General features: G+C 63.2%; 18 protein-coding genes and 1 tRNA gene. 9 read left to right on the top strand and 10 right to left on the bottom strand.

Features of this window, described 5'->3' with window-relative positions; genetic code table 11:
- Positions 1 to 27: 27 nt before the first annotated feature.
- From OEG82_RS09505 to OEG82_RS09485, 5 genes are read right to left on the bottom strand one after another with little or no spacing between them, the layout of a single operon-like run.
- A complete protein-coding gene (locus OEG82_RS09505) occupies positions 28 to 1,017 on the bottom strand; it encodes a sugar-binding transcriptional regulator (protein ID WP_267612205.1) in 990 nt (329 codons plus the stop codon).
- A gap of 37 nt (positions 1,018 to 1,054) precedes the next feature.
- Positions 1,055 to 2,341 carry an acetoin dehydrogenase dihydrolipoyllysine-residue acetyltransferase subunit gene (locus tag OEG82_RS09500; RefSeq protein WP_267612204.1) on the bottom strand — a complete coding sequence of 429 codons (1,287 nt, stop codon included), beginning with the start codon at positions 2,339 to 2,341 and terminating at the stop codon, positions 1,055 to 1,057.
- Positions 2,341 to 3,351 (bottom strand): alpha-ketoacid dehydrogenase subunit beta, encoded by a 1,011-nt coding sequence (locus OEG82_RS09495; protein WP_267612203.1) that lies wholly within the window; start codon positions 3,349 to 3,351, stop codon positions 2,341 to 2,343. The genes OEG82_RS09500 and OEG82_RS09495 overlap by 1 nt, the downstream gene beginning before the upstream one ends.
- Positions 3,348 to 4,352, bottom strand: a complete 1,005-nt coding sequence (locus tag OEG82_RS09490; protein WP_267612202.1) for a thiamine pyrophosphate-dependent dehydrogenase E1 component subunit alpha — start codon at positions 4,350 to 4,352, stop codon at positions 3,348 to 3,350. Before OEG82_RS09490 ends, OEG82_RS09495 begins: the two co-directional genes overlap by 4 nt.
- Positions 4,345 to 5,676, bottom strand: coding sequence for an NAD(P)H-dependent oxidoreductase (locus OEG82_RS09485; RefSeq protein WP_267612201.1), 1,332 nt, complete (start codon positions 5,674 to 5,676; stop codon positions 4,345 to 4,347). The genes OEG82_RS09490 and OEG82_RS09485 overlap by 8 nt, the downstream gene beginning before the upstream one ends.
- 237 nt (positions 5,677 to 5,913) lie before the next feature.
- Here OEG82_RS09485 and OEG82_RS09480 point away from each other — a divergent pair, with 237 nt between their 5' ends.
- Genes OEG82_RS09480 through OEG82_RS09450 form a run of 7 tightly spaced genes read left to right on the top strand, consistent with a single transcriptional unit; the run spans position 5,914 to position 12,623 of the window.
- On the top strand, positions 5,914 to 7,479 hold the full coding sequence (locus tag OEG82_RS09480) for an ABC transporter substrate-binding protein (protein WP_267612200.1): 1,566 nt from the start codon (positions 5,914 to 5,916) through the stop codon (positions 7,477 to 7,479).
- A gap of 24 nt (positions 7,480 to 7,503) precedes the next feature.
- Positions 7,504 to 8,448, top strand: a complete 945-nt coding sequence (locus OEG82_RS09475; RefSeq protein ID WP_267612198.1) for a carbohydrate ABC transporter permease — start codon at positions 7,504 to 7,506, stop codon at positions 8,446 to 8,448.
- A 3-nt stretch (positions 8,449 to 8,451) separates the two neighbouring features.
- Positions 8,452 to 9,297 (top strand): carbohydrate ABC transporter permease, encoded by an 846-nt coding sequence (locus OEG82_RS09470; protein ID WP_267612197.1) that lies wholly within the window; start codon positions 8,452 to 8,454, stop codon positions 9,295 to 9,297.
- Between the two features lie 4 nt (positions 9,298 to 9,301).
- Complete coding sequence (locus OEG82_RS09465) at positions 9,302 to 10,351, top strand: ABC transporter ATP-binding protein (protein WP_267612196.1); 1,050 nt, start codon at positions 9,302 to 9,304, stop codon at positions 10,349 to 10,351.
- Positions 10,352 to 10,379: 28 nt separating this feature from the next.
- Positions 10,380 to 11,336 (top strand): carbohydrate kinase family protein, encoded by a 957-nt coding sequence (locus tag OEG82_RS09460; protein WP_267612195.1) that lies wholly within the window; start codon positions 10,380 to 10,382, stop codon positions 11,334 to 11,336.
- A 20-nt stretch (positions 11,337 to 11,356) separates the two neighbouring features.
- Positions 11,357 to 12,028, top strand: coding sequence for a hypothetical protein (locus tag OEG82_RS09455; protein ID WP_267612193.1), 672 nt, complete (start codon positions 11,357 to 11,359; stop codon positions 12,026 to 12,028).
- 1 nt (position 12,029) lies between these two features.
- On the top strand, positions 12,030 to 12,623 hold the full coding sequence (locus OEG82_RS09450) for a hypothetical protein (RefSeq protein WP_267612192.1): 594 nt from the start codon (positions 12,030 to 12,032) through the stop codon (positions 12,621 to 12,623).
- Between the two features lie 110 nt (positions 12,624 to 12,733).
- On the opposite strand, the gene OEG82_RS09445 is transcribed toward OEG82_RS09450, so the two are convergent.
- Positions 12,734 to 12,810, bottom strand: a tRNA-Pro gene (locus OEG82_RS09445).
- 138 nt (positions 12,811 to 12,948) lie between these two features.
- Positions 12,949 to 13,197, bottom strand: coding sequence for a hypothetical protein (locus OEG82_RS09440; RefSeq protein WP_267612191.1), 249 nt, complete (start codon positions 13,195 to 13,197; stop codon positions 12,949 to 12,951).
- A 337-nt stretch (positions 13,198 to 13,534) separates the two neighbouring features.
- On the opposite strand from OEG82_RS09440, the gene OEG82_RS09435 reads away from it, so the two are divergent.
- The gene (locus OEG82_RS09435) at positions 13,535 to 14,503 is read left to right on the top strand and encodes an efflux RND transporter periplasmic adaptor subunit (RefSeq protein ID WP_267612190.1); all 969 of its coding nucleotides are present in this window, start codon (positions 13,535 to 13,537) and stop codon (positions 14,501 to 14,503) included.
- On the top strand, positions 14,500 to 17,700 hold the full coding sequence (locus OEG82_RS09430; protein WP_267612189.1) for an efflux RND transporter permease subunit: 3,201 nt from the start codon (positions 14,500 to 14,502) through the stop codon (positions 17,698 to 17,700). Before OEG82_RS09435 ends, OEG82_RS09430 begins: the two co-directional genes overlap by 4 nt.
- A gap of 41 nt (positions 17,701 to 17,741) precedes the next feature.
- Here the strand turns inward: OEG82_RS09430 and mog are convergent, their stop codons facing one another.
- The 3 genes from mog to OEG82_RS09415 all read right to left on the bottom strand — a co-directional run bounded on the left by mog (position 17,742) and on the right by OEG82_RS09415 (position 20,816).
- Complete coding sequence (gene mog / locus OEG82_RS09425; RefSeq protein ID WP_267612188.1) at positions 17,742 to 18,269, bottom strand: molybdopterin adenylyltransferase; 528 nt, start codon at positions 18,267 to 18,269, stop codon at positions 17,742 to 17,744.
- Positions 18,270 to 18,380: 111 nt separating this feature from the next.
- Positions 18,381 to 19,994, bottom strand: a complete 1,614-nt coding sequence (locus OEG82_RS09420; RefSeq protein WP_267612187.1) for a GMC family oxidoreductase — start codon at positions 19,992 to 19,994, stop codon at positions 18,381 to 18,383.
- 96 nt (positions 19,995 to 20,090) lie between these two features.
- Positions 20,091 to 20,816, bottom strand: coding sequence for a Crp/Fnr family transcriptional regulator (locus tag OEG82_RS09415; RefSeq protein ID WP_267612186.1), 726 nt, complete (start codon positions 20,814 to 20,816; stop codon positions 20,091 to 20,093).
- Positions 20,817 to 20,886: the final 70 nt, after the last annotated feature.

Below are 20,886 nucleotides of genomic sequence, written 5' to 3'. Positions count from 1 at the left end.
CCGTGACTGCGCCCTCGCCCCTGCCGCTCATTCATCCTCCGCCAACAGCCGCCGGGCCGTGGCCTCGTCGGTGACGAGCGTGTTCGGCTTGATCGATTTCAAAGTCGCCCGGATGATTTCGGTCTTCTCGATGCCGCCGGAAATCAGCACCTTGTTCGACAGCCGCGACAGCCGATCGACCGAGACTGCAATGCAACGGTCATTGACCGGATGCGGGACCGGCTGGCCGTCACTGTCGAGAAAATTGTAGAGCACATCGCCCACCGCACCGGCCTCGATCAGCGAGTTCCGTTCGGCTTCGGAGACATGGCCGGTCCGGTAGGAGGTGGTGATGGTCGAAATGCCGCCGCAGGACAGGAGCACGACGTCACAGGTTTCGGCCATGCCCATGATATGGTCGAGGCCGCAATGCTCAAGCAGGGCATGCTTGGTCTGGGCGGAGTCAACGATGGCAGGCGCCGGGATCAGAAAGCCTTCCGCGTCAAACAGTTCGGCAAATTGCCAGGCAAATTCCGCCGGGTTGAAGCGGCGGGCCTGGGCGATTCCGCCAAGCAGGGAGACAACCTTTGCGCCTTCAAGGGTGCGGCCCTCGACATAGGGCAGCATGGTGTGGAGCGTCCGCCCCCATCCCACGCCGATGGTCACATTGTTGCGCATCAGGCCCGAGACATATTCGCCTGCGGCCGCCGCAATGACCCGTGTCGGATCGCCGTCATCCTCGCCGAACGGCGCCACGATGGCCTTGGCGAGCCCGAATTTTTCCTCGAGCTGAATTTGCGATTCGACCAGCGGTCCGAGCTTCGACTTGATCCGGATCACGACTTCGCCGCGCTTGCGGGCGTCCGAGAGCATGCGGGTGATCATGATGCGGTTGACGCCGAGCCGGTCCGCCACGTCCGACTGGGTCAGGCCCTCAATGTAATAGAGCCATGCAGCCCGCACCCGCAATTGGCTTTGCGGGTCGGTTACGGGTTTGCCGCGGCCCGAGGCTCCGGTCGGTAGTGTGTCTGCTGCCATGAAATGGTCCCGCACTGATCATCGTGTTCGTCACCCATCATAGATGGGCGCGCAGGAGTTTTCCAACCTCGCCTGAAATTTCGAATTGCGGCAGGTGCCCGACATTGTCGAACAGGTGCAGGCTGACCCTGCCCGGCGCCCGCAGCGCATGCTGCCAGGGAATGATCCGGTCCTGCCTGCCCCAGACAATGCGCGCCGGCATGTCGACCCGGTCCAGGGCGGAGCGCATGTCGAAAGCCTGCACACCGTCAGGAAAGACCGCATCCGCCAGCGCATTCTGTGCATTGCGCATGGCCGTATCGGCACGCGCCGCCATGGCCGCCCGGACATAGCCGTCGGTGATCAGCCGTTCGTCGGCGACCATCTGCTTGAGCCAGGGACCGAGGCTTTCGGCGCGCGTGGCCTTGCCGATTCCGGTCAGGGCCGCGCCATTGATATCGGGGCCAAGCCCGGCGGGGGCGAGAAGCGTCAGGGAGGACACTGTCTTGGGACGGGTATCGGCAAGAGCGAGGGTAACCGCGCCGCCGAGGCTGTGGCCGACCAGATGCGCCGATTCGAGACCGAGCATATCGAATGCGCGGCGCACTTCCGACACCAGATCGGCAAAGCGGGAGATGCCGAGCCGCGGCGACTTGCCATGGGCCGGCAGCTCGATGCGGATGATGGGATGATCGCTGATATGCGCTTCCAGTGGCGCCCAGGATTTGGCATCGCTGGCAAAACCGTGGATCAGCACGACCGGCGTGCCGGTTCCGCCCTTGCTGCGCGAGACCGCCAGAGGTCCGGTCTCGGCGGTGAAGCCGGGCGGTGCTGCCGCCGGCGCGGGCTGTGTCTGCTCTTGCGTGGCGCGAACGTCTTCGGCCTGAACCCTCCCGCGAGGGCCACTGCCCGTAACATCGCCAATCTCGATCCCGGCCTTGCGGGCGAGCGAACGGGCAAGCGGCGTGGCGCGGGTTTTTGCGTGGGTTTCAAGCGCGGCAGCGGTATCCGCTGGCGCGGGCGCCGATGCGGCAGGGTCCGGGCCCACTTCGGGTGCGGGGCCCTCGGGTGACGGCGCATCGGTTTGCGGCGGCGGGCCGACATCCTCGCCCTCGGCATAGATCCAGGCCACCGGCTGTCCGATCGGCACATCGGTGCCTTCGGCAACCAGGTGATGCAGATAGCCGCCGGCCGACGCCTCGACCTCCATCGCAGCCTTGTCGGTCTCGATATCGAAGAGCGGGTCGCCCTGCCCCACCTTGTCGCCGGCGGCGACATGCCAGACCGTGATCTTGCCGCTGGCCATGTCCATGTCGACTTTCGGCATGATGACTTCAACAGGCATCAGACACGGCCCCTTGCGATGTTGCGGGCAGCTTCGAGAATGTCGGGCACCTGCGGCACGACAGCCTTTTCAAGCTCGGGATTGTAGGGAATCGGGCTTTCCGCGCCGCCAAGACGGACAATCGGCGCTTCGAGAAAGTCGAAGGCGTCGCTTTCCGCGACCATGGCCGAAATCTCGGCGCCGACGCCAAGGGTCTTGACGCCTTCATAGACGCAGACGAGTTTGCCGGTCTTGCAGACAGATGCCAGGATCGTGTCGCGGTCCATCGGGCGCACGGTGCGAAGATCGATGACTTCGGCGTCGATGCCCTCGCCGGCCAGGGTTTCAGCCGCAGCCAATGCCTTGTGAACCATCAGCGACGTGGCGACGATGGAGAGATCCGTGCCGGAACGGCGGATCGCAGCCTTGCCGATCGGGGTCGTGTAATAGCCCGCCGGCACGTGGCCCTTCATCTTGTAGAGAATCTTGTGCTCGAAGATCATCACCGGATCAGGATCTTCCAGCGCCGCAAGCAACATGCCCTTGGCGTCTTCCGGAGTGGACGGCTGAATCACCTTGAGGCCGGGAACATGGCCAAACCAGGCTTCGAGGCTTTGCGAATGCTGCGCGGCCGCGCCGGTACCCGACCCGGCCGGAAACCGCATCACCAGCGGAACCGAAACCGCGCCGCCGAGCATGTAGCGGATCTTGGCGGCCTGGTTGACGATCTGCTCCATCGCCAGGGCGGCAAAATCCGAAAACTGGAACTCGAATATCGGCCTGAGACCGGTCAGCGCCGCGCCGACGGCGACGCCCGCGCCGCCAAGCTCCGAGATCGGCGTGTCCATCACCCGTTCGGTGCCGTATTTTTCGACCAGGTTGCCGGTCACCTGGAAGGCGCCGCCGTAAACGCCGATGTCTTCTCCCATCAGAATGACACGCTCGTCGCGTTCCAGCGCGATGTCCATCGCCTCGCGAATGGCCTCCGCATAAGAAAGTTCGCGCAGGTCTGCCTTGCTGTCGCCGCTCATGCCGCAGCCCCTTCGGTATAGACGAACCGGATCGCATCCTCGAGCTGCGGTGCGGGACTGGCCGCCGCAAACTCCACCGCGTCCTTGATCGCCTGGGTGGTTTCGGTCTGCAGGTTCTCGACCTCGGCTTCCGAGATGATCTTGTGCGACACCAGCAATTCGGTCATCTGCAGGATCGGGTCGCGCTCCATCCAGTCGCTGATCTCTTCCTTGGTGCGGTAGCGGTTGCGGTCGGATTTGGAATGACCGCGCCAGCGGTAGGTCAGGTTCTCGACCAGGCTCGGGCCGTCGCCGGCCCCGGCGCGCGCCACGGCGGTATCGACGGCTTCGGTCACGGCGGAGAAATCATTGCCGTCCACCTTCACACCGGGCATCGCATAGGCCACGGCGCGGTCGGATATGTTCTTGACCGCGGTCGAGCGCTCGGTCGAGGTCGACATGCCGTATTTGTTGTTCTCGCAGACAAAGACCACCGGCAGCTTCCACACCGAGGCCATGTTCAGCGCCTCGTGAAAAGCGCCTTCATTGTTGGCGCCGTCACCGAAGAAACAGATGGTTACAGCGCCGGTTCCCAGACGCTTTGCCGACAGGGCTGCGCCGACCGCAATCGGCAGGCCGCCGCCGACAATGCCATTGGCGCCGAGATTGCCCTTGGCCACATCGGCGATGTGCATCGAGCCGCCGCGGCCCCGGCAATAGCCGGTGTCCTTGCCGAAGAATTCGGCAAACATCTTTCCAAGATCGGCATTCTTGGCAATGCAGTGGCCATGGCCGCGATGGGTCGAGGTGATCTTGTCCTCATCGCTCAGCGACATGCAGGATCCGACCGCGGAGGCCTCTTGGCCGATCGACAGATGCATGGTGCCGTGGATCAGGCCGCGGGTGTAGCAATCCTCCGCGCCCTCCTCGAATTTGCGGATCAGGATCATCTTGCGCAGGGCGGTTTTCAGCGCCTCCGGGCTGTAGGTCCGGATGGCATAGGGGACATTGACTTCAGACATTGGCCGCGACTTTCCCATAGAGCATTTCATCCTGGCGGCGGCGCAGCTCGACGATCCTGGCGTTTGGCAGGGTCGCATTCTGCGCCGTGATCAATTCGCCCTTGCGGATCGGCGCGGTCACCGTTGCACCGGTCAGAAGCCCGGCCGGATGGGCCTGGGCAGCGCGTGCGCGCGAGACTTCCATGGCCCAGGCGCGATAGGTGTATTCGCCTATCTGATCAAGGGTTTCGCCGGGCTTAAGATCCCGCTTGGCGACGGCAGCAACTTCGGCGACGGGCCGGTCGAGCGGCACCATGTCGGCCTTGCCGTAAAGCACGGCGCGGGCGCAGGTCAGCGGCACCTCCAGCGAGGTCAGGTGATAGGGGCGGATGAATTCGAAATAGGGACCATCACCCATCTTCAGGTCGGTCAGCCGCTCGCGGATGCGCGGGTGCTCGGCCTCGATGATGACGAACACGCCGGGCGAAACGCCCTTGCCGATTGAATAGTCGACCCGGCCGATGCCCTTGAGCAGGCCGCCGTCGCTTTCGGGTATCAGTGTCTTGGCCAGCTCCTTCGGGCCCGCGGCGGGGCCGTGCATGCCGTCGCAATCGGGGATCAGTCCGGTGGCGTTGGCAATCGCCGACATTTCCACCATGGTCTTCGATCCGTCGACAAATTCGACCAGCAGGCGCGGGTTCATGTGGCGCTGGATGGCTTCGGCCTCGTAGGCATCCGGGGTCGCGTCGATGTTGAGCGGGTTGTTCTTGCCCTTGCCGGCGCAGATGATCTTGTGGCCCATGGCCGAGACGAATTCGATCAGCTCCATGCAGGACGACGGTTCGTCGCCGGCGCCCAGGCTGTAGACCACGCCGAGCCGCTCCGCCTCGCGCCGCAGATAGGAGCCGATGGTGACATCGGCCTCGACATTCATCATCACCAGGTGCTTGCCGTGTTCCATCGCGCGCAGCCCGATCTCGGCGCCGACGGCGGGAATGCCGGTGGCGTCGATGACGACATCGATCAGGCCGGACTGCAGGATCGCCTCGGCATTGTCCGAAATTGCGGTCTTGCCACTCTCGATGGCGGCATTGAGCGTGTCGGTGGTGTTGGCGTCGCGGCTGTGGCCTTCGGAGCGCCGGGCGATCTCGACCGCCTTGTGGGCTGCCGCCGGATTGATCTCCGAAATCGCAGCGACCTCGACGCCATCCATCATGGAGGCGCGGGTGACGATGTCGGTCCCCATTTCACCGGAGCCGATCAGGCCAATGCGCACGGGCCTGCCGTTGCTTGCCCGTGCGGCGAGATCCCTGGCCAGCCCCGTCAGTGCTATATTCGAGCCCATGTCATTCTGCCCTCTGCTCATTCAATGTTGCGCAAAGCATCGTGAACTTTAGTTCATGTGTCAACTCAAATGTTCGGCAAAATTCCTGAAATCCAGTTGACTTGCGGGTGCAAATGAACAAAGTTATAAATGTTCATGCAAATGTTCTGGCGTTGCGAAATGACCGCAACGGCCTAAAACGTAATCCCGGAGAGATTGCGATCCGGGCACTCAGTGAAAACTAGGGAGGAGAACCTAATGGAATTCAGAGGCAAGCTCTCACGGCGCTCTTTTTTGAGAAACAGCACCGCGACAGGAATTGCGATCGCCGGTACGACATGGGGCACTCCGTTGCTCGCGGCGTCCAATCTTCCGGATCCGCAAAGTGTGCTCGACGACATCTCGATCTCGAAATATGTGCGCCAAGACTACCAGAAGCTCTACGGCATGTCCGACGACAAGCCGATCTGGGACAACAGCAAGGACTGGATCCGCACCGTCGACTGGGAAGCCGTGCGCAGCGAGCTGGCCGGCACCACGGTCCGCTTCGCAGTCGGCGCAGCCGACGCGGAATCCGCCGCCGAGGGCCTGGCGCCGTTCGAGGCGCTGTCCGGCATCAAGGTCGAACTGGTTCCCATCCCCGATGACAGTTTCTACGACAAGGCGCTGGCCGAGTTCATCTCGGGCAATGCCTCCTTTGACGCATTGCAGTTCTTCTCGCCCTGGCTCGGCGATTTCGCGGCCCCCGGCTTCCTGCACGAACTCGACGGCTTTGCCGACAAGTGGAACCTGCCGCTCGACGATTTCTACGATACCTACCGGCTCAATTACGGCTTCTTCAACGGCAAGATGTACGGCATTCCGTTCGATTGCGACATCCAGATGGTCCATGTCCGCAAGGGCTACATGGAGACGCTGCTCGGTGGTGAAGTCGACCGCGTCAACTCGATCCCGAGCTATGACGAGCTGATCCGCGTCTCGCGCGAGCTCAACAAGGTCGAGCCCGGCGTTTCCGGCGTCGGCCTGATGGCCGCACCCGGCTTCTGGTCGACCTATACCTGGGAACACATCTCGGCGCAGGCCGGCATGATGCTGTTCGATGAGAACTGGGAGCCGATCTTCAACGGCGATGCCGGCATGAAGGGCCTCGAGATCATTCTCGAACTGTCCAAGAATGCCAATGAAGGCCATGCCGGCGCCGGCTGGCCGGAAAACCGCGCCGCCTGGCTCGGCGGTCAGGTTGCCACCAATATCAGCTGGCAGGATTCGGGCACCCAGGCCATGCGTCCGGACCAGTCGCAGATCGTCGACGACTTCGTCACCATCTACGAGCCGCGCATTGCCGGCGGCCGCTTCGCACCGCCGAACATTGCCGGATCGACCTCCTGTGTCGCGGCATCGGCTCAGAACGCCGAAGGCGCCTTCCTGATGCTGGCCTTCCTCACCACCGGTTCGATCATGGCGATGAACGAGGCCAACGCCAATGGCGTGGCGCCGGGCTACAAGTCGGTGCTGACCAATCCGAACCTGCAGGAAGTCTCGCAGCCGGCCAAGGTCTGGGCCGATCTCGCTCGAACATGCCTGGTGTTCGCCGCGCCTGCCGGGCGCCTTCCCGATCGAACAGGCCATCGGCAACGAGATCAACCGCGCCGTGGTCGGCCAGATCACCGGCAAGGAAGCCCTCGACAATGCCGCGGCAGCCGTCAAGGCGATCATGGCCAGCAACGGCTTCTATCAGGGCAAGGATCCCGTGGATTACGCGGAAGCAGCCCCCGGGCTCTATGTCGGCGAAGGCAAGGACCTTCCCTTCTGAAGGCCCGATAACAAACAGACAGACAGGATCTCACTGTGAGCAAATCCTCCCTGTCGGACACCGGGGCGACTGCGGTCGCCCCGGCCTGGCCGACGCATCAGAGACTGAAACGGCGAAGCAAACGCCTCAAGGCATGGTTTCCCTATTTGCTGGTGGCGCCGGCCGTCCTCTACCTCATGCTGATCACGCTCTATCCGGGCGTCTATGCTGTCATCCAGAGCTTCCACCAGGTGAAATTCGGGCCCTGGCAGCCGGTCGGCCTGGCCAATTACATGCGCCTGTTCCAGGATCACCAGTTCTGGGGCGCGATCTGGAACACGCTGGTGATCGGTTCGATCTCGCTGGTGCTGCAATGCGTGCTGGCGCTCGCCATCGCGTTCTATGCCTATCGCGATCCCTGGGTGAAGGGATGGCGGATCATCTTTCTGGTGCCGATGCTGTTCATGCCCTCGGCGGTGGCCTTCATCTACAAATTGTCGTTTCTCGACGCCCGGGTATTTGCCGACCTATTGATGCGGATCGGGCTTATTGACGGCAATATCGCCTATCAATCCTCGATCTGGATGAGCCGCGGGATCCTGATCCTGGCCGATGTCTGGCAGTGGACGCCGTTTCTGTTCATCATCTTCGTCGCCGCCCTGCAGGGTCAGGACGAAGAGGTCGAGGAAGCCGCGCGGCTCGACGGCGCGTCATGGTATGCGATATTCTGGAACATCTCGCTGCCGATGATGAAGCCGGTGATTGCCGTCGCGCTGATCCTGCGGGCGATCGACATCACCACCATGTTCACCAATGTCTTCATCATCACCAAGGGCGGACCGGCCTTCGGCACCGAGACGATCAGCTATTTCATCTATCGCACCGGTTTCAAGTTCTTCGACTTCGGCTACGCCTCGTCCGCATCGGTGATCATGCTGGTGATCACCATCATCATTGCGCAGCTTGTCGTAAAGCGCGCCTTTGTTTCGGCGAGGAGCTGAATCATGGCCTCCCAACGCAAAAACTCCCGCGGCGAGAGCCTGCTGCTGCGATACGCCATCCTTGGCGCCTGGGCACTGTTCTGCCTGGCGCCGGTGTTGTGGTTCCTGTCCATCGGCCTGCGCCCGCGCACCGAGATCATCACCCCGCAACCGATCTACTGGCCGAGCTTCTCGCTCGATGCCTGGCACATGATCTGGGAAGACTGGCCAATGGCCAAATATCTGCGCAACTCGGTCGCGGCAATCTTCGGCTCGGTGATCATCGATCTGGTTCTGGCAGTGCCTGCCGCCTATTCGCTGTCGCGCTACACCTATCGCGGCCGCGACGACATCGGCTTCTACATCCTGTCGACCCGGATGATGGCCCCGGCGATCGTGGCGATCCCGATCTTCTTCCTGTTCCGCAATGTCGGCCTGCTGGACACGGTCTGGGCGTTGATGCTGATCTATGCCGCCATCAACCTGTCGTTTGTGACCTGGATCATCCGTTCCTACATGCTCGACATTCCCAAGGAACTCGAGGACGCCGCCCGCACCGATGGCGCCAGCGACCTGCGCATCCTGTGGGAAATCATCATTCCGGCGGTGCTGCCGGGAATCATCACGGCTTCGGTGATCGCCATGATTTTCGCGATCAACGAGTTTCTGTTCACGCTGCTGATCGCCTCGACGCCCAACGCCTACACGATGTCGGTGGCGCTGGCGAACTTCACCGGCGGATCGGACGGTCTGATTTACAATGCAATTGCACTGGTTGCCTTCCTCGCCTTTGTGCCGGTCTTTCTGGTGGTTGTCGCCATCCAGAAACACCTGTCGCGCGGTCTGACCATGGGCGCAGTGAAAGGATAAGAAAATGGCGAGAATCGAACTGACGGGCATACAGAAGAAATGGGGCACGGTCTGGGGTGTCCGCGATGTCAATATCGACATCGCCGATGAGGAATTCATCGTCTTTCTCGGGCCTTCCGGCTGCGGCAAGACCACGACGATGCGGATGATCGCCGGCCTGGAAGACCCCAGCGAGGGCGAGATCCGCATGGACGGCGAGGTGATGAACGACATCGACGCCCGTGACCGCGACGTGGCCATGGTGTTCCAGGGCTATGCGCTTTATCCCAACATGTCGATCTACGAGAACATCCGTTTTCCGCTGCGCATGCGCGGCGTCGACAAGAGCCAGCACGACACGCTGGTCCGCCGCGCCGCCGAGCTGGTGGAAATGACCGAGTATCTCGACCGCAAGCCCGGCGCCCTGTCGGGCGGCCAGCGCCAGCGCGCAGCCCTTGCGCGCGCCATCGTGCGCCAGCCGCAGGTGTTTTTGATGGATGAGCCCCTGTCCAACCTCGACGCCAAGCTGCGTCAGGCGATGCGGGTCCAGATCAAGCACATTCAGCGGCAGCTGAAGATTACCACCGTCTATGTCACCCACGACCAGATCGAGGCGATGACGCTCGCCGACCGGATCGTCATCATGCAGTCCGGCCTGATCCAGCAGACCGGCACGCCCGACGAGATCTACAATGACCCGGCCAACACCTTTGTCGCCGGCTTCATCGGATCGCCGCCGATGAACCTGATCGAGGGCGAGCTGCGCGACGGCGTGTTTTCGGCACCCGGCGTCGAAGTGGCCGGGCTCACGTCCGCCCACAGCGGCAAGGTCACGCTCGGCATTCGGCCGGAAGACTGCACCGTGGGCGGCGCCGGCGCCCAGCTCAACGGCGCGGTCTATGGTGTGGAGCCCACCGGCGACATCACCTATCTGACCATCAAGGCGGGCGAGAAACTGCTCGAAGTCAAGGCTGACCGCAACTATCGTTCGGAACTGGGCGTGCAGGAATCAGTGGCATTTGACCCGGCGCGAATTTACCTCTTCGATGCCGGGACCGGTCAGCGGCTGCGCTGACCCGCCCGCGACAGCCCAGGGAGGCCCGATGACATTCGATTACACTTCGATGGGATTTTACACCTTCGACGCGCTGTGCCGGCCGGTCAGCGACCTGCCCGCGGGCGGCGGAACCCTGTTTGTCGACGATTTCGCCCTGGCCGTCTCCGGGGCAGCCGGATCGGCCTCCATCGTGGCGGCCAAGCATGGCCTCAAGGTGCAGGCGGTGGGCGGCGTCGGCCATGACCTGATGGGCGACTGGGTGCTGCGCCGGCTTGACGATTTCGGCGTCGACCGGCTGCTGGTCCAGCGCTGCGAGGGGTTCTCGACCTCGTCGAGCATCGTCACCACCCGCCCCGACGGCGCCCGGCCTGCCCTGCACAAGCTCGGGGCGACGGCCGGCTTCTATGTGGAGGATGATCAGGTCGACCGGGTGCTCGACACCAAGATCCTCCATATCGGCGGCGTCGGGCTGATGGACGCCATGGACCAGGGCCGCAATGCCGAAATCCTGAAAGAGGCCAAGAGGCGCGGCTGCGTGACAACGCTCGATGTGTTTGCCTCGACCCAGGACGACCTGCCGCTGATCAAGCCGCTACTGGCCAATACCGATTTCTTCATGCCCTCGGAGGAAGAGGCGGCGGCGCTGTCGGGGCTCTCCGATTTCGAGGACATTGCCAGCTTCCTGCTCGATCACGGCGTCGGCGCCGTCATTCTCACCCTGGGAGCCGACGGCGCGATGTACCGCGACGCCAAGGGCACCCGGATCGACATTCCGGCCTATCTCATCGACGTGGTCTGCACCTGCGGCTGCGGCGACTGTTTCAACGCCGGCTTTGCCACCGGGCTTCATCTGGGCAGATCCATCGAGGACTGCATCCGGCTGGGCCAGGCCAGCTCGGCGCAGAATGCGATGGGGCTGGGATCGCAGGCAGTGGTCAAGGATCTCGACACGACGCTTTCCTTCATGGCAAATACCAGGGTTCGCGGCTATGCTGTGAGTTGAGCTAAGGAGGGCCGTTGAAGATGTCTGTTTCGCACCCCGATCCACGAGAGTTGACACTGCCTCTGCGCGACCTCGTCCGGGGGCTGCGCCAGAAGACATCCGGCCCGCGCTCGCTGCTGGCGCCTGCGCTGGAATTTCTTCCCGGCCCCTTGCGCGACGCGATCAGGGACATCACCCACAGTGATTTTGCCGGCGGGAGCGGCTCACGGTCAGCCCGCAAGCCGGAGCTTGCGCGGGTGACCCGCACTGCTGCCGCCCTGCGCGGCGCGGATGTGTCGGCGCTGGACACGGTTGCGGCGGCGACATTTGCCATCCGAATCCTGCTCGACAATGCCGGCAAGCAGGATCTGCTGATCAGCAAGACCATCCTGGCGCTGTGCTGGCATGACGCGGAAAGCCGGCGCCTGCGCGCAGCATCCTATCTTCGCGCGCTTGTCGACCGGGAACCCTTCGGCGTGGCGCCGGGGCTGCTTCAAACCGACGCCGATCTTGACGCCCGGGAGCGGCTGCGGATCTGCGTTGCCGTGGTGCTCTGGCTGCTTTCGGACCACAATGATGACGGCATCGCCGAAGACGAGCTGGTGAAAATCGCCGGCTGGCTGGCGGATGACTGCCTCGAGGCCTGTCAGGCGCACAGGGACGATGCGGACCAGCTTGAAAAAGTGCTGCTCGAGACTGCCGGGAGGATCTGAGGTGAAAGACGCCCTGCATGTGCTGGACAAGGGCAATTTGCCGGTGCGCAAGACCATTCGCCGCGCCCGCTGGTTCATCGCCTCGTTTCGCGATTTTCTCGGCACGGTCGAGAACGAGACGCAGCGGCATTTCAGCCTCGACGATGCAAAATTGATGTCGGCGTTCACGGCCTGGTTCCGCGCCTTCGAAGCGCAGAAATACAAGGCCAAGGAACACCGGCTGGAATATGTCACCTTCGCCGCCGGACTGATGCTGCGGGAACTGGTGCGGCACGCCCCGGTGACGGTCGAACCGGCTTCGGGGGCGGCTGATGCGGAGGCGCCGGCGGGATACTGGCCGGAAGGCTATCTCTATGTGACGTTCTGCCTGGCGGTGCGCGAGGCGGTCATCGAGCAGGATTTTTCTCTGGTCAATGAAACCACGCCGGAACTCGGCGACCTGCGGACCTGGTGGTCCTTCCGCGAGAATTCGCTCGAGGACATCAACATGGCCGTGGGCTTCTTTGAACGCTTTGCAGGCGAGACGCCGAACTGGTCGATGCCGGGGCTGTTTCTGCCGCAGGAGCCGGAAAACCAGCTCTCGCCGCCGCAATGAAACCGCGGCAGGTACCGCCCCTGCCCCGAGCCAGATCTGCCACAGCGCAAGTCGCGTTCAGCCGCAGCCGCCGGGCCAAATGAACTCATCAATACCATCAGGGAAAAGACTGGTCGGAGTGAGAGGATTCGAACCTCCGACCCCGTCGTCCCGAACGACGTGCGCTACCAGGCTGCGCTACACTCCGTGACCAGCGGCTGGCTTATAGACCGACTGAAACGTTGCCACAAGCCCCTTCCGCATCAAATCCTGAGCAAGTTCCCCTGTCGTAATGGAATCGGCAATTGCGGTGGCGCGTATCGGGATGGGCCGGGCCGCGCGAGCCCTATTCGCCGTCCTTGGGCGCCGGGTCATGGCCTGGCTGGCCGTCGGCATCGAGCGGCTCGTCTGGCTGTCCGGAGAGGAACAGTCCCCAGCCGACATAGGCCGTGAGGGCGGCGAAGAAGATCACCCAGCCCTGCGAACCGGCGAAGAATTCGACAACCGTCCAGATCGCCACCAGGGCGAAGATGACAACCCGCCGGGTCATGGGGCGGAAGAACGGGTGGCGGAAATCGATCAGGGCCCATCTCATCGGCTCAATTCTCCTTCAGGTGATCCTACACAGCCAGCGATGTATGCCGGACCGGCATGCAGGATCGCAATTTGCGTTTCAGCGGCACCTGACGTCACCCGGGCGCCGGGGTCAATGCCGCATGGACGACAATCACCACGTTCCGCCGTCCTGGCCGGCCCGGTCCGCCACACCGGGTACAGCTCGGGCCTCAAACATATATTATATTTGCGATCTTTAATATAATGACCTATATGAGGCTCAACCGGGCCGCAGCGCTTGATCTGGCGCAATGACACGTCATTGCAAGCTGACCATGATGGCTGGTGCCCCGAGACCCATTGCAAAGAGGCAACCCATGAAAAAGCTCAGCCTTGCCCTTCTTGTCGCAACCTCCACCAGTCTGGCACAGGCCGAGACGGTGACGCTGGCGCCGACCGAGATCACCGAATGGAAAGCCGTGCAGGCCCGGGTGGAATCGCGCAACATCGTGCCGGCGCGGGCCCGCATTGGCGGCGTGATCGAGGAACTGACGATCTCCGAAGGCGATCTGGTCACCGCCGGCCAGCAGCTCGGACTGGTCAAGGACGACAAGATCGCCTTCCAGATCGCAGCCGTCGACGCCCAGCTCGCAGCCCTGTCGGCACAGCTCGAGACCGCCGAAGCCGAGTACCAGCGCGGCGAAACGCTGGTCACCCAGGGCGTGGTGACGCGGCAGCGGCTGGCGCAGCTTTCCACCGATGTCGAGGTCACCCGCAACCAGATCGCCGCAACGCAGGCGCAACGCGCAGTGCTGACCCAGCAGGAAACCGAAGGCGCGGTTGTGGCCCCCGCCGATGGCCGGGTGCTGACCGTTCCTGCAAGCCGCGGCTCGGTGATCCTGCCCGGCGAACCGGTGGCAACCATCGGCTCGGGCGGATTCTTTCTCCGTCTGGCCGTGCCCGAACGCTTTGCCGGTGCGCTGCAGGCCGGCGCCGAAATCCGCATCGCCACCGACAGCGGCGAGACCGCTGGCCGGCTGGCGAAACTCTATCCGCAGATCGACAATGGCCGGGTGATTGCCGATGTCGAGGTCGACACGCTCGACACCGCCTTCGTCAATGCCCGCATTCTGGTCGAGGTGCCGATCGGCAGCCGTACCGCCCTGCTCGCCCCGATCGATGCGGTGGTCAATCGCCACGGCATCGATTTCATCAGTGTTGAAGATGCTGCCGGCGAAGCGGTGGAACGCACCGTCATTCTGGGGGCTGCGCAGGACGGCGACAATGCCGGGCTGGTGGAAGTGATCAGCGGCCTGTCTGAAGGCGACAAGGTGGTGCGGCCATGAAAACTCCCGGATTGGGGATTGCGGGCCAGCTGACGCGCGCCTTCATCACCTCCCCGCTGACCCCGCTGTTTCTGCTCGCGGCCTTCGCCTTCGGCGTGGTAGCGCTGATGACGCTGCCGCGTGAGGAAGAGCCGCAGATTTCGGTGCCGATGGTCGACATCATGCTCTCGGCACCCGGGCTCAAGGCCGATGACGCGGTCAAACTGGTCTCCGAACCGCTCGAGACCATCGTCAAGAGCATTGACGGGGTCGAGCATGTTTATTCGCAGACCTCCGACAACAAGGTGCTGGTCACCGCCCGCTTCATCGTCGGAACCGAGACCGATTCGGCCATCCTGCGCGTGCATGACAAGGTCCGCGCCAATCTCGACCGGATCCCGGTGGGCATTCCCGAGCCGATGATCGTCGGCCGCGGGATTGACGATGTGGCCATCGTCTCGCTGACCCTGACCCCGTCAGAGGAAGCCGGAGATACGGTGACGTCCAACGACCTGACCCGCGTGGCCCGGGAGCTCAGGACCGAACTCTCCAAGATCGATGATGTCGGGCTGACCTATCTGGTCGGCGACACCGACGAGATCATCCGCATCGCGCCGGATCCCGCCAGACTGGCGCTGAACGGCGTGACGCTGCAGCAACTGGCCGCCAAGGTCAGCGGCGCCAACCGCGCCTTTCCTGCAGGTCAGGTCACCGTCGAGGGCAACTCCGCCGAGCTGATGGTGGGCGAGACGCTCTATGCGCCGGCCGAGATCGGCAATCTGCTGATCACCACACGCGACGGCCGTCCGGTCTATGTGCGCGATCTGGCCGATATTTCCTTTGCCACCGACAGCACCGCGCAGATCGTGGCCACGGTGACGCGCGGAGAGGACGGGATCGATCGCAAGCCCGCCGTCACCCTGGCGATTGCCAAGCGCGCCGGGGCCAATGCGGTGCTGGTGGCCGAACAGGTTCTCGAACGCACCGAGACTCTCGAAGGCTCGCTGATCCCGCACTCGATGGCGGTGGAAGTCACCCGCGATTATGGCGAGACCGCCAATGAGAAGGCCAATGAGCTGCTCTACCATCTGGGGCTGGCCACGGTGTCGATCATCGTGCTGGTCTGGCTGGCGATCGGCTGGCGCGAAGCGCTGGTGGTGGCGATCGTCATTCCGGTGACGATCCTGCTCACCTTGTTTGCCTCCCGGGTGATGGGCTACACGCTCAACCGCGTGTCGCTGTTTGCGCTGATCTTCTCCATCGGCATCCTGGTCGATGACGCCATCGTGGTGATCGAAAACATCGCCCGGCACTGGGGCATGGGCGATGGCCGCGAGCGCAAGCAGGCAGCCATCGAAGCGGTTGCCGAAGTCGGCAACCCGACCATTGTCGCCACGCTCACCGTGGTGGCAGCCCTGCTGCCGATGCTGTTCGTGTCGGGCATGATGGGCCCCTATATGAGCCCGATCCCGGCCAATGCTTCGGCGGCGATGGTGTTTTCGTTTTTCGTCGCGGTGATGGTGACGCCCTGGCTGATGCTGAAGATTGCCGGCCGCGCGCCGATGCATCACGGCGCGGCAGAAGGCGTTGAAGCCGGCGGCCTGCTCGGAAAGATGTATCGTGCGGTGGCGCGGCCGGTGCTTCACAGCAAGGCCACGGCCTGGATCTTCCTGCTGATTGTCGGAGCGATGACGCTGGGTTCGCTGTCGCTGTTTTACACCAAGGATGTGACCGTCAAGCTCTTGCCGTTCGACAACAAGTCGGAGCTTTCGGTGGTCATCGACATGCCCGAAGGCACCTCGGTGGAAGCCACTGATGCCATCGCCCAGGCCGTGGCGCGCGAAGCCCTGCAGCTTGAGGAAGTGCATTCGACCCAGACCCATGCCGGCACGGCAGCTCCGTTCAACTTCAACGGACTTGTGCGGCACTCCTTCCTGCGGTCGGAAACCCAGATGGGCGATGTGGCGCTCAACCTGACACCGAAGGGCGAGCGGGATCGCTCCAGCCATGACATCGCGCTGGATCTGCGCAACCGGATTGCCGCAATTCCGTTGCCGCAGGGCGCGAACCTGAAAGTGGTCGAGCCTCCGCCGGGACCGCCGGTGATGGCAACGCTGCTGGCCGAGATCTATGGACCAGATGCCGAAACCCGGCGGGCCGTGGCGCGGCGTGTGGAAGAGGCGTTCCGCTCGGCCGACTTCATTGTCGACATCGACAATTCCTGGGGCCAGCCGGCCGACCGGGTGCGGGTGAAGATCTCGTCCGACGAGCTCGAATTCTTCCGGGTCGAAGAGCAGGACGTGTTTGACACCATCGCCATCCTCAATACCGGCCAGACCGTGGGCTATTCGCACCGCGGCGGCGGACGCATGCCGATTGCGATACGGCTTGAACGGCCGCGCTCGGAGCGCGTCGTTGACGAGAGTTTCCTGACCACGCCGATCCCGGCCAATGTGCTGCCGGGCGACCGCTCGATCGTCGAACTCGGCGATGTGGTTGAAGTCTCACGGGAGGTTTCGTCCTTTCCGGTGTTCCGCCACAATGGCCGTGCTGCCGAAATGGTGATGGCCGAACTGGCCGGCACTTACGAGGCGCCGCTCTACGGCATGCTCGCCGTGCAGGAGGCACTGGACGCGATGGACTGGACCGGCCTTGAAAAGCCGGTGATCGCGCTCCACGGTCAGCCCGCCGATGAACAGGTCTCGACCCTGCTTTGGGACGGGGAATGGGAAGTCACCTGGGTGACCTTCCGCGACATGGGCGCTGCCTTCGGTGTCGCCCTGCTCGGGATCTATATCCTGGTGGTGGCGCAGTTCGGCTCGTTCAAGGCGCCGCTGGTCATTCTGACGCCGGTGCCGCTGACCTTCATCGGCATCCTGCTGGGGCACTGGCTGTTCGGCGCGCCGTTCTCGGCCACCTCGATGATCGGCTTCATCGCGCTTGCCGGCATCATCGTGCGCAACTCGATCCTGCTGGTGGATTTCATCCGCCATGCCCATGTGCCGGGCACGCCGCTGACACCGGTGCTGATCGAGGCCGGCGCCATCCGCTTCAAGCCGATCATCCTGACCGCACTTGCAGCGATGATCGGGGCTGCGGTGATCCTGACCGACCCGATCTTTCAGGGTCTGGCGATTTCGCTGTTGTTCGGTCTGGCTTCATCCACCGCGCTGACCGTGCTGGTGATCCCGGCAATCTATCGGGTGATGCGCACCTGAACCGGACGATCACTATCTCGAATTGAACCTGCGTCCGCCTGTCACTTTGACGGGCGGAATGCTTTCAAAATCTCGTCATGGGTCTCGATCCGGCCCGCACCGATGAGATCAAGGCAGAAGGGAATGGCCGGGAACACTGCCGTCAGGCAGGTGTCGATCGAACCGGGCTTGCCCGGCAGATTGACAATCAGGGTCTTGCCGCGGGTGCCTGCGGTCTGCCGCGACAGGATGGCGGTGGGCACGAAGTCGAGGCTCTTATTGCGCATCAATTCGCCAAAGCCCGGCAGTTCCTTCTCCATCACCGCCTTCATCGCCTCGGGCGTCAGGTCGCGCGGTGACGGGCCGGTGCCGCCGGTGGTCAGCACCAGGTCGACACCGTCCACATCGCACAGACGGATCAGCGTGTCGCGAACGCTTTCCAGCCCGTCCGGTATGACATGAATCTCGATCTCGACCGGGCTCGAGATCACCCGCTCGAGCCAGGCCTTGACCGCCGGGCCACCCAGATCCTCATATTCGCCACGGCTGGCGCGGTCGGACACGGTGAGAACGGCAATGCGAACGGTCATGAATGGCTCCGGATAATGTGGTGAAAGCTGGCGCGTTTCTACCAAGCCGCTCACCAACCGGCAACAGCCGCACCCACTCCGCCGATACGGCATTGCCTCAGCACCTGACGCCTATCCCCGCGCTTGTGCCAAAATCATGTCGGCTGCCTTTTCGGCGATCATCATTGTCGGAGCATTGGTGTTGCCGCCGATCAGCGTCGGCATCACCGAGGCATCGACCACCCGCAGGCCCTGAACCCCGTGAACCCTGAGCTGCGGATCGGTGACGGCGCCCGCGTCGCGGCCCATGCGGCAGGTGCCGACCGGGTGATAGATGGTGTCGGCGCGGGCGCGGATGTGGCTCATCAGCTCGGCGTCGTCCATGCCGTCCCGCGTGTAGACTTCCTTGCGCCGGTAGGACCGCAGCGCCGGCGCATTCATGATCTCGCGGGTGATCCGGGCGCCCTTGAGCATCAGATCGGCATCGCGGGGATCGGACAGATATTTCGGATCGATCCGCGGCGCGCGCATCGGATCGGGGCTGTCGAGGCCGACCTGGCCGCGCGACCATGGCCTGAGCACGCAGACATGGCAGGAATAGCCGTAGCCCAGATGCCATTTGCGCGAATGATCATCCACCAGTGCGGCGACGAAATGCAGTTGCAGATCCGGACGTTCGAGATCCGGGTCGGACTTAAGGAAAGCGCCCGCTTCCGCGCCTGGGGAAGCGACAATGCCGGTTCCGTCACGCCGCCAGCTCATGATGTCGCGGATCAGCTTGCAGGCGCCGACCGGCCCGAGCCCCAGCACATCGGTGTCGCGGGTCTTGGCGGCATAGATATAGTCGAGATGATCCTGCAGGTTCTGGCCGACGCCGGGAAGCTCCCTGACCACCTCGACGCCGCGGGCACGCAGATGGTCTGCCGGGCCGATCCCCGAAAGCATCAGCAATTGCGGCGAATTGAACGCGCCTCCGCACAGGATCACCTCGGCCCGGGCGGTGACATGATGCTCCGCCCTGCCCTTGCGGTAGGTCACACCACGGGCGCGCAGGCCTTCGAGCACCACCCTGGTGGCGTGGGCGCGGGTGATGACCTTGAGATTGTGGCGATTCATCACCGGATGCAGATAGGCCGCGGCGGCCGAGCAGCGCTCTCCCTGCTTGCCGTCGCGCCAGAACTGGGTCACCTGATAAAGCCCGGCCCCTTCCTGGTCTGGGCCGTTGAAATCATCATTGCGGCGGATCTGCACTTCGGCGGCCGCATCGACAAAGGCGCGGCTAATCGGCCGCGGGCTTCGCTGTTCGGCCACTTCCAGCGGTCCGGAAGCTCCGTGAAAATCATCCGACCCGCGCACATTTCGCTCACAGCGGCGAAAGAGCGGCAGCACGTCAGTCCAGCCCCAGCCATCGCACCCGGCCTTTGCCCAGTCGTCATAGTCGGAAGGATGGCCGCGGACATAGAGCATGGCGTTGAGCGCGCTCGATCCGCCCAGGGCGCGGCCGCGCGGCTGGTAGCCACGACGTCCGCCAAGCCCGGGCTGCGGCACTGTTTCAAAGGCCCAATTGTTGATTTTCGGCCGGCCCGGCAGGGTCGCGATCAAGCCGAGCGGCGCGCGGATCAGAATATTCTTGCCGTCGCCGCCGGCTTCCAGCAGGCAGACCGTGACCGAGGGGTCCTCACTCAGCCGGGCGGCAAGCACCGATCCGGCCGAGCCGCCACCGACGATGACATAGTCAAATTCCATCCACGGCTCCTCCCAGGCCCTGCGGACGAGCCTAGTACAGAAGCTTGCCTTAACAAACAGAAATTGACGTAACCCGGAAAAGGTAAGCTCGAGGAGCTAGACCCCGGCGCGTTCCGACAGGCGCGCGAGGTCGGGAACCTCGACATGGCGGTTGTTCATCACCTTGATGACGCCTTCCTTGCGCAATTTGGTCAGTTGCCGGCTGACGGTCTCCATGGTCAGGCCAAGGAAATCGGCGATATCGGTGCGGCTCATCGGCAGATCGAACACCACGGAATCTTCTTCATTGTCCGGAAAGGCATGGGTGGCAATCAACAGCAGATAGCTCGCAACCTTCTCGCCGGCGGTCTTGCGGCCGAGTGTCAGCATCCAGTTGCGGGCTTCGTCGAGCTCGTTGAGCGTCTGCTCCAGCAGCTTGTGCTCGAGCTCCGGCATTTCGCCGATCATCCGCTCGATGACGGCCTTGGGGAAGGAACAGACCTTGACGTCGGTTGCAGCTTCGGCGCTGACACCGTTTTCGGCGCGAAACGGACGACCAAGGAAATCCGGGGCAAATTGCAGGCCGACAATCTGCTGACGGCCGTCGGCCATCATTTTTGACAGCTTCACCACACCCGAAATGATGTTTGAATAGCTCTTGGTTGCCAGGCTTTCGCCAACCAGTTCGGTGCCTGGTTCAACGTCGCGGCGGCTGGAATGCTTGCTCAATTTCAGGAGCTGATCGCTGGTCAACGCGCCGCACACGCCACGATGGCGGCTCTCGCAAGCCTGACACAGCAAAGGTGTATCCGAGTTGTGTACGTCTTTACGCTGAATATCCAATGGCGTTCTCCGATGAATTCATTCTAACCGAACGCGCGGTGCTTCCAAATACACAAGATGTCGCAGAGGC

It is taken from the genome of Hoeflea ulvae (assembly GCF_026619435.1).
Lineage (GTDB): Bacteria > Pseudomonadota > Alphaproteobacteria > Rhizobiales > Rhizobiaceae > Hoeflea > Hoeflea ulvae.
Note: the sequence above shows the minus strand (reverse complement) of the source record. Positions and strands in the feature narration are given on the sequence as shown.

Bases quoted from the DNA above. Each gene is read 5' to 3' on its own strand.
- OEG82_RS09505 (WP_267612205.1), bottom strand. From the start codon at position 1,017: ATGGCAGCAGACACACTACCGACCGGAGCCTCGGGCCGCGGCAAACCC.
- OEG82_RS09500 (WP_267612204.1), bottom strand. From the start codon at position 2,341: ATGCCTGTTGAAGTCATCATGCCGAAAGTCGACATGGACATGGCCAGC.
- OEG82_RS09495 (WP_267612203.1), bottom strand. From the start codon at position 3,351: ATGAGCGGCGACAGCAAGGCAGACCTGCGCGAACTTTCTTATGCGGAG.
- OEG82_RS09490 (WP_267612202.1), bottom strand. From the start codon at position 4,352: ATGTCTGAAGTCAATGTCCCCTATGCCATCCGGACCTACAGCCCGGAG.
- OEG82_RS09485 (WP_267612201.1), bottom strand. From the start codon at position 5,676: ATGGGCTCGAATATAGCACTGACGGGGCTGGCCAGGGATCTCGCCGCA.
- OEG82_RS09480 (WP_267612200.1), top strand. From the start codon at position 5,914: ATGGAATTCAGAGGCAAGCTCTCACGGCGCTCTTTTTTGAGAAACAGC.
- OEG82_RS09470 (WP_267612197.1), top strand. From the start codon at position 8,452: ATGGCCTCCCAACGCAAAAACTCCCGCGGCGAGAGCCTGCTGCTGCGA.
- OEG82_RS09465 (WP_267612196.1), top strand. From the start codon at position 9,302: ATGGCGAGAATCGAACTGACGGGCATACAGAAGAAATGGGGCACGGTC.
- OEG82_RS09460 (WP_267612195.1), top strand. From the start codon at position 10,380: ATGACATTCGATTACACTTCGATGGGATTTTACACCTTCGACGCGCTG.
- OEG82_RS09455 (WP_267612193.1), top strand. From the start codon at position 11,357: ATGTCTGTTTCGCACCCCGATCCACGAGAGTTGACACTGCCTCTGCGC.
- OEG82_RS09440 (WP_267612191.1), bottom strand. From the start codon at position 13,197: ATGAGATGGGCCCTGATCGATTTCCGCCACCCGTTCTTCCGCCCCATG.
- OEG82_RS09435 (WP_267612190.1), top strand. From the start codon at position 13,535: ATGAAAAAGCTCAGCCTTGCCCTTCTTGTCGCAACCTCCACCAGTCTG.
- OEG82_RS09430 (WP_267612189.1), top strand. From the start codon at position 14,500: ATGAAAACTCCCGGATTGGGGATTGCGGGCCAGCTGACGCGCGCCTTC.
- mog (WP_267612188.1), bottom strand. From the start codon at position 18,269: ATGACCGTTCGCATTGCCGTTCTCACCGTGTCCGACCGCGCCAGCCGT.
- OEG82_RS09420 (WP_267612187.1), bottom strand. From the start codon at position 19,994: ATGGAATTTGACTATGTCATCGTCGGTGGCGGCTCGGCCGGATCGGTG.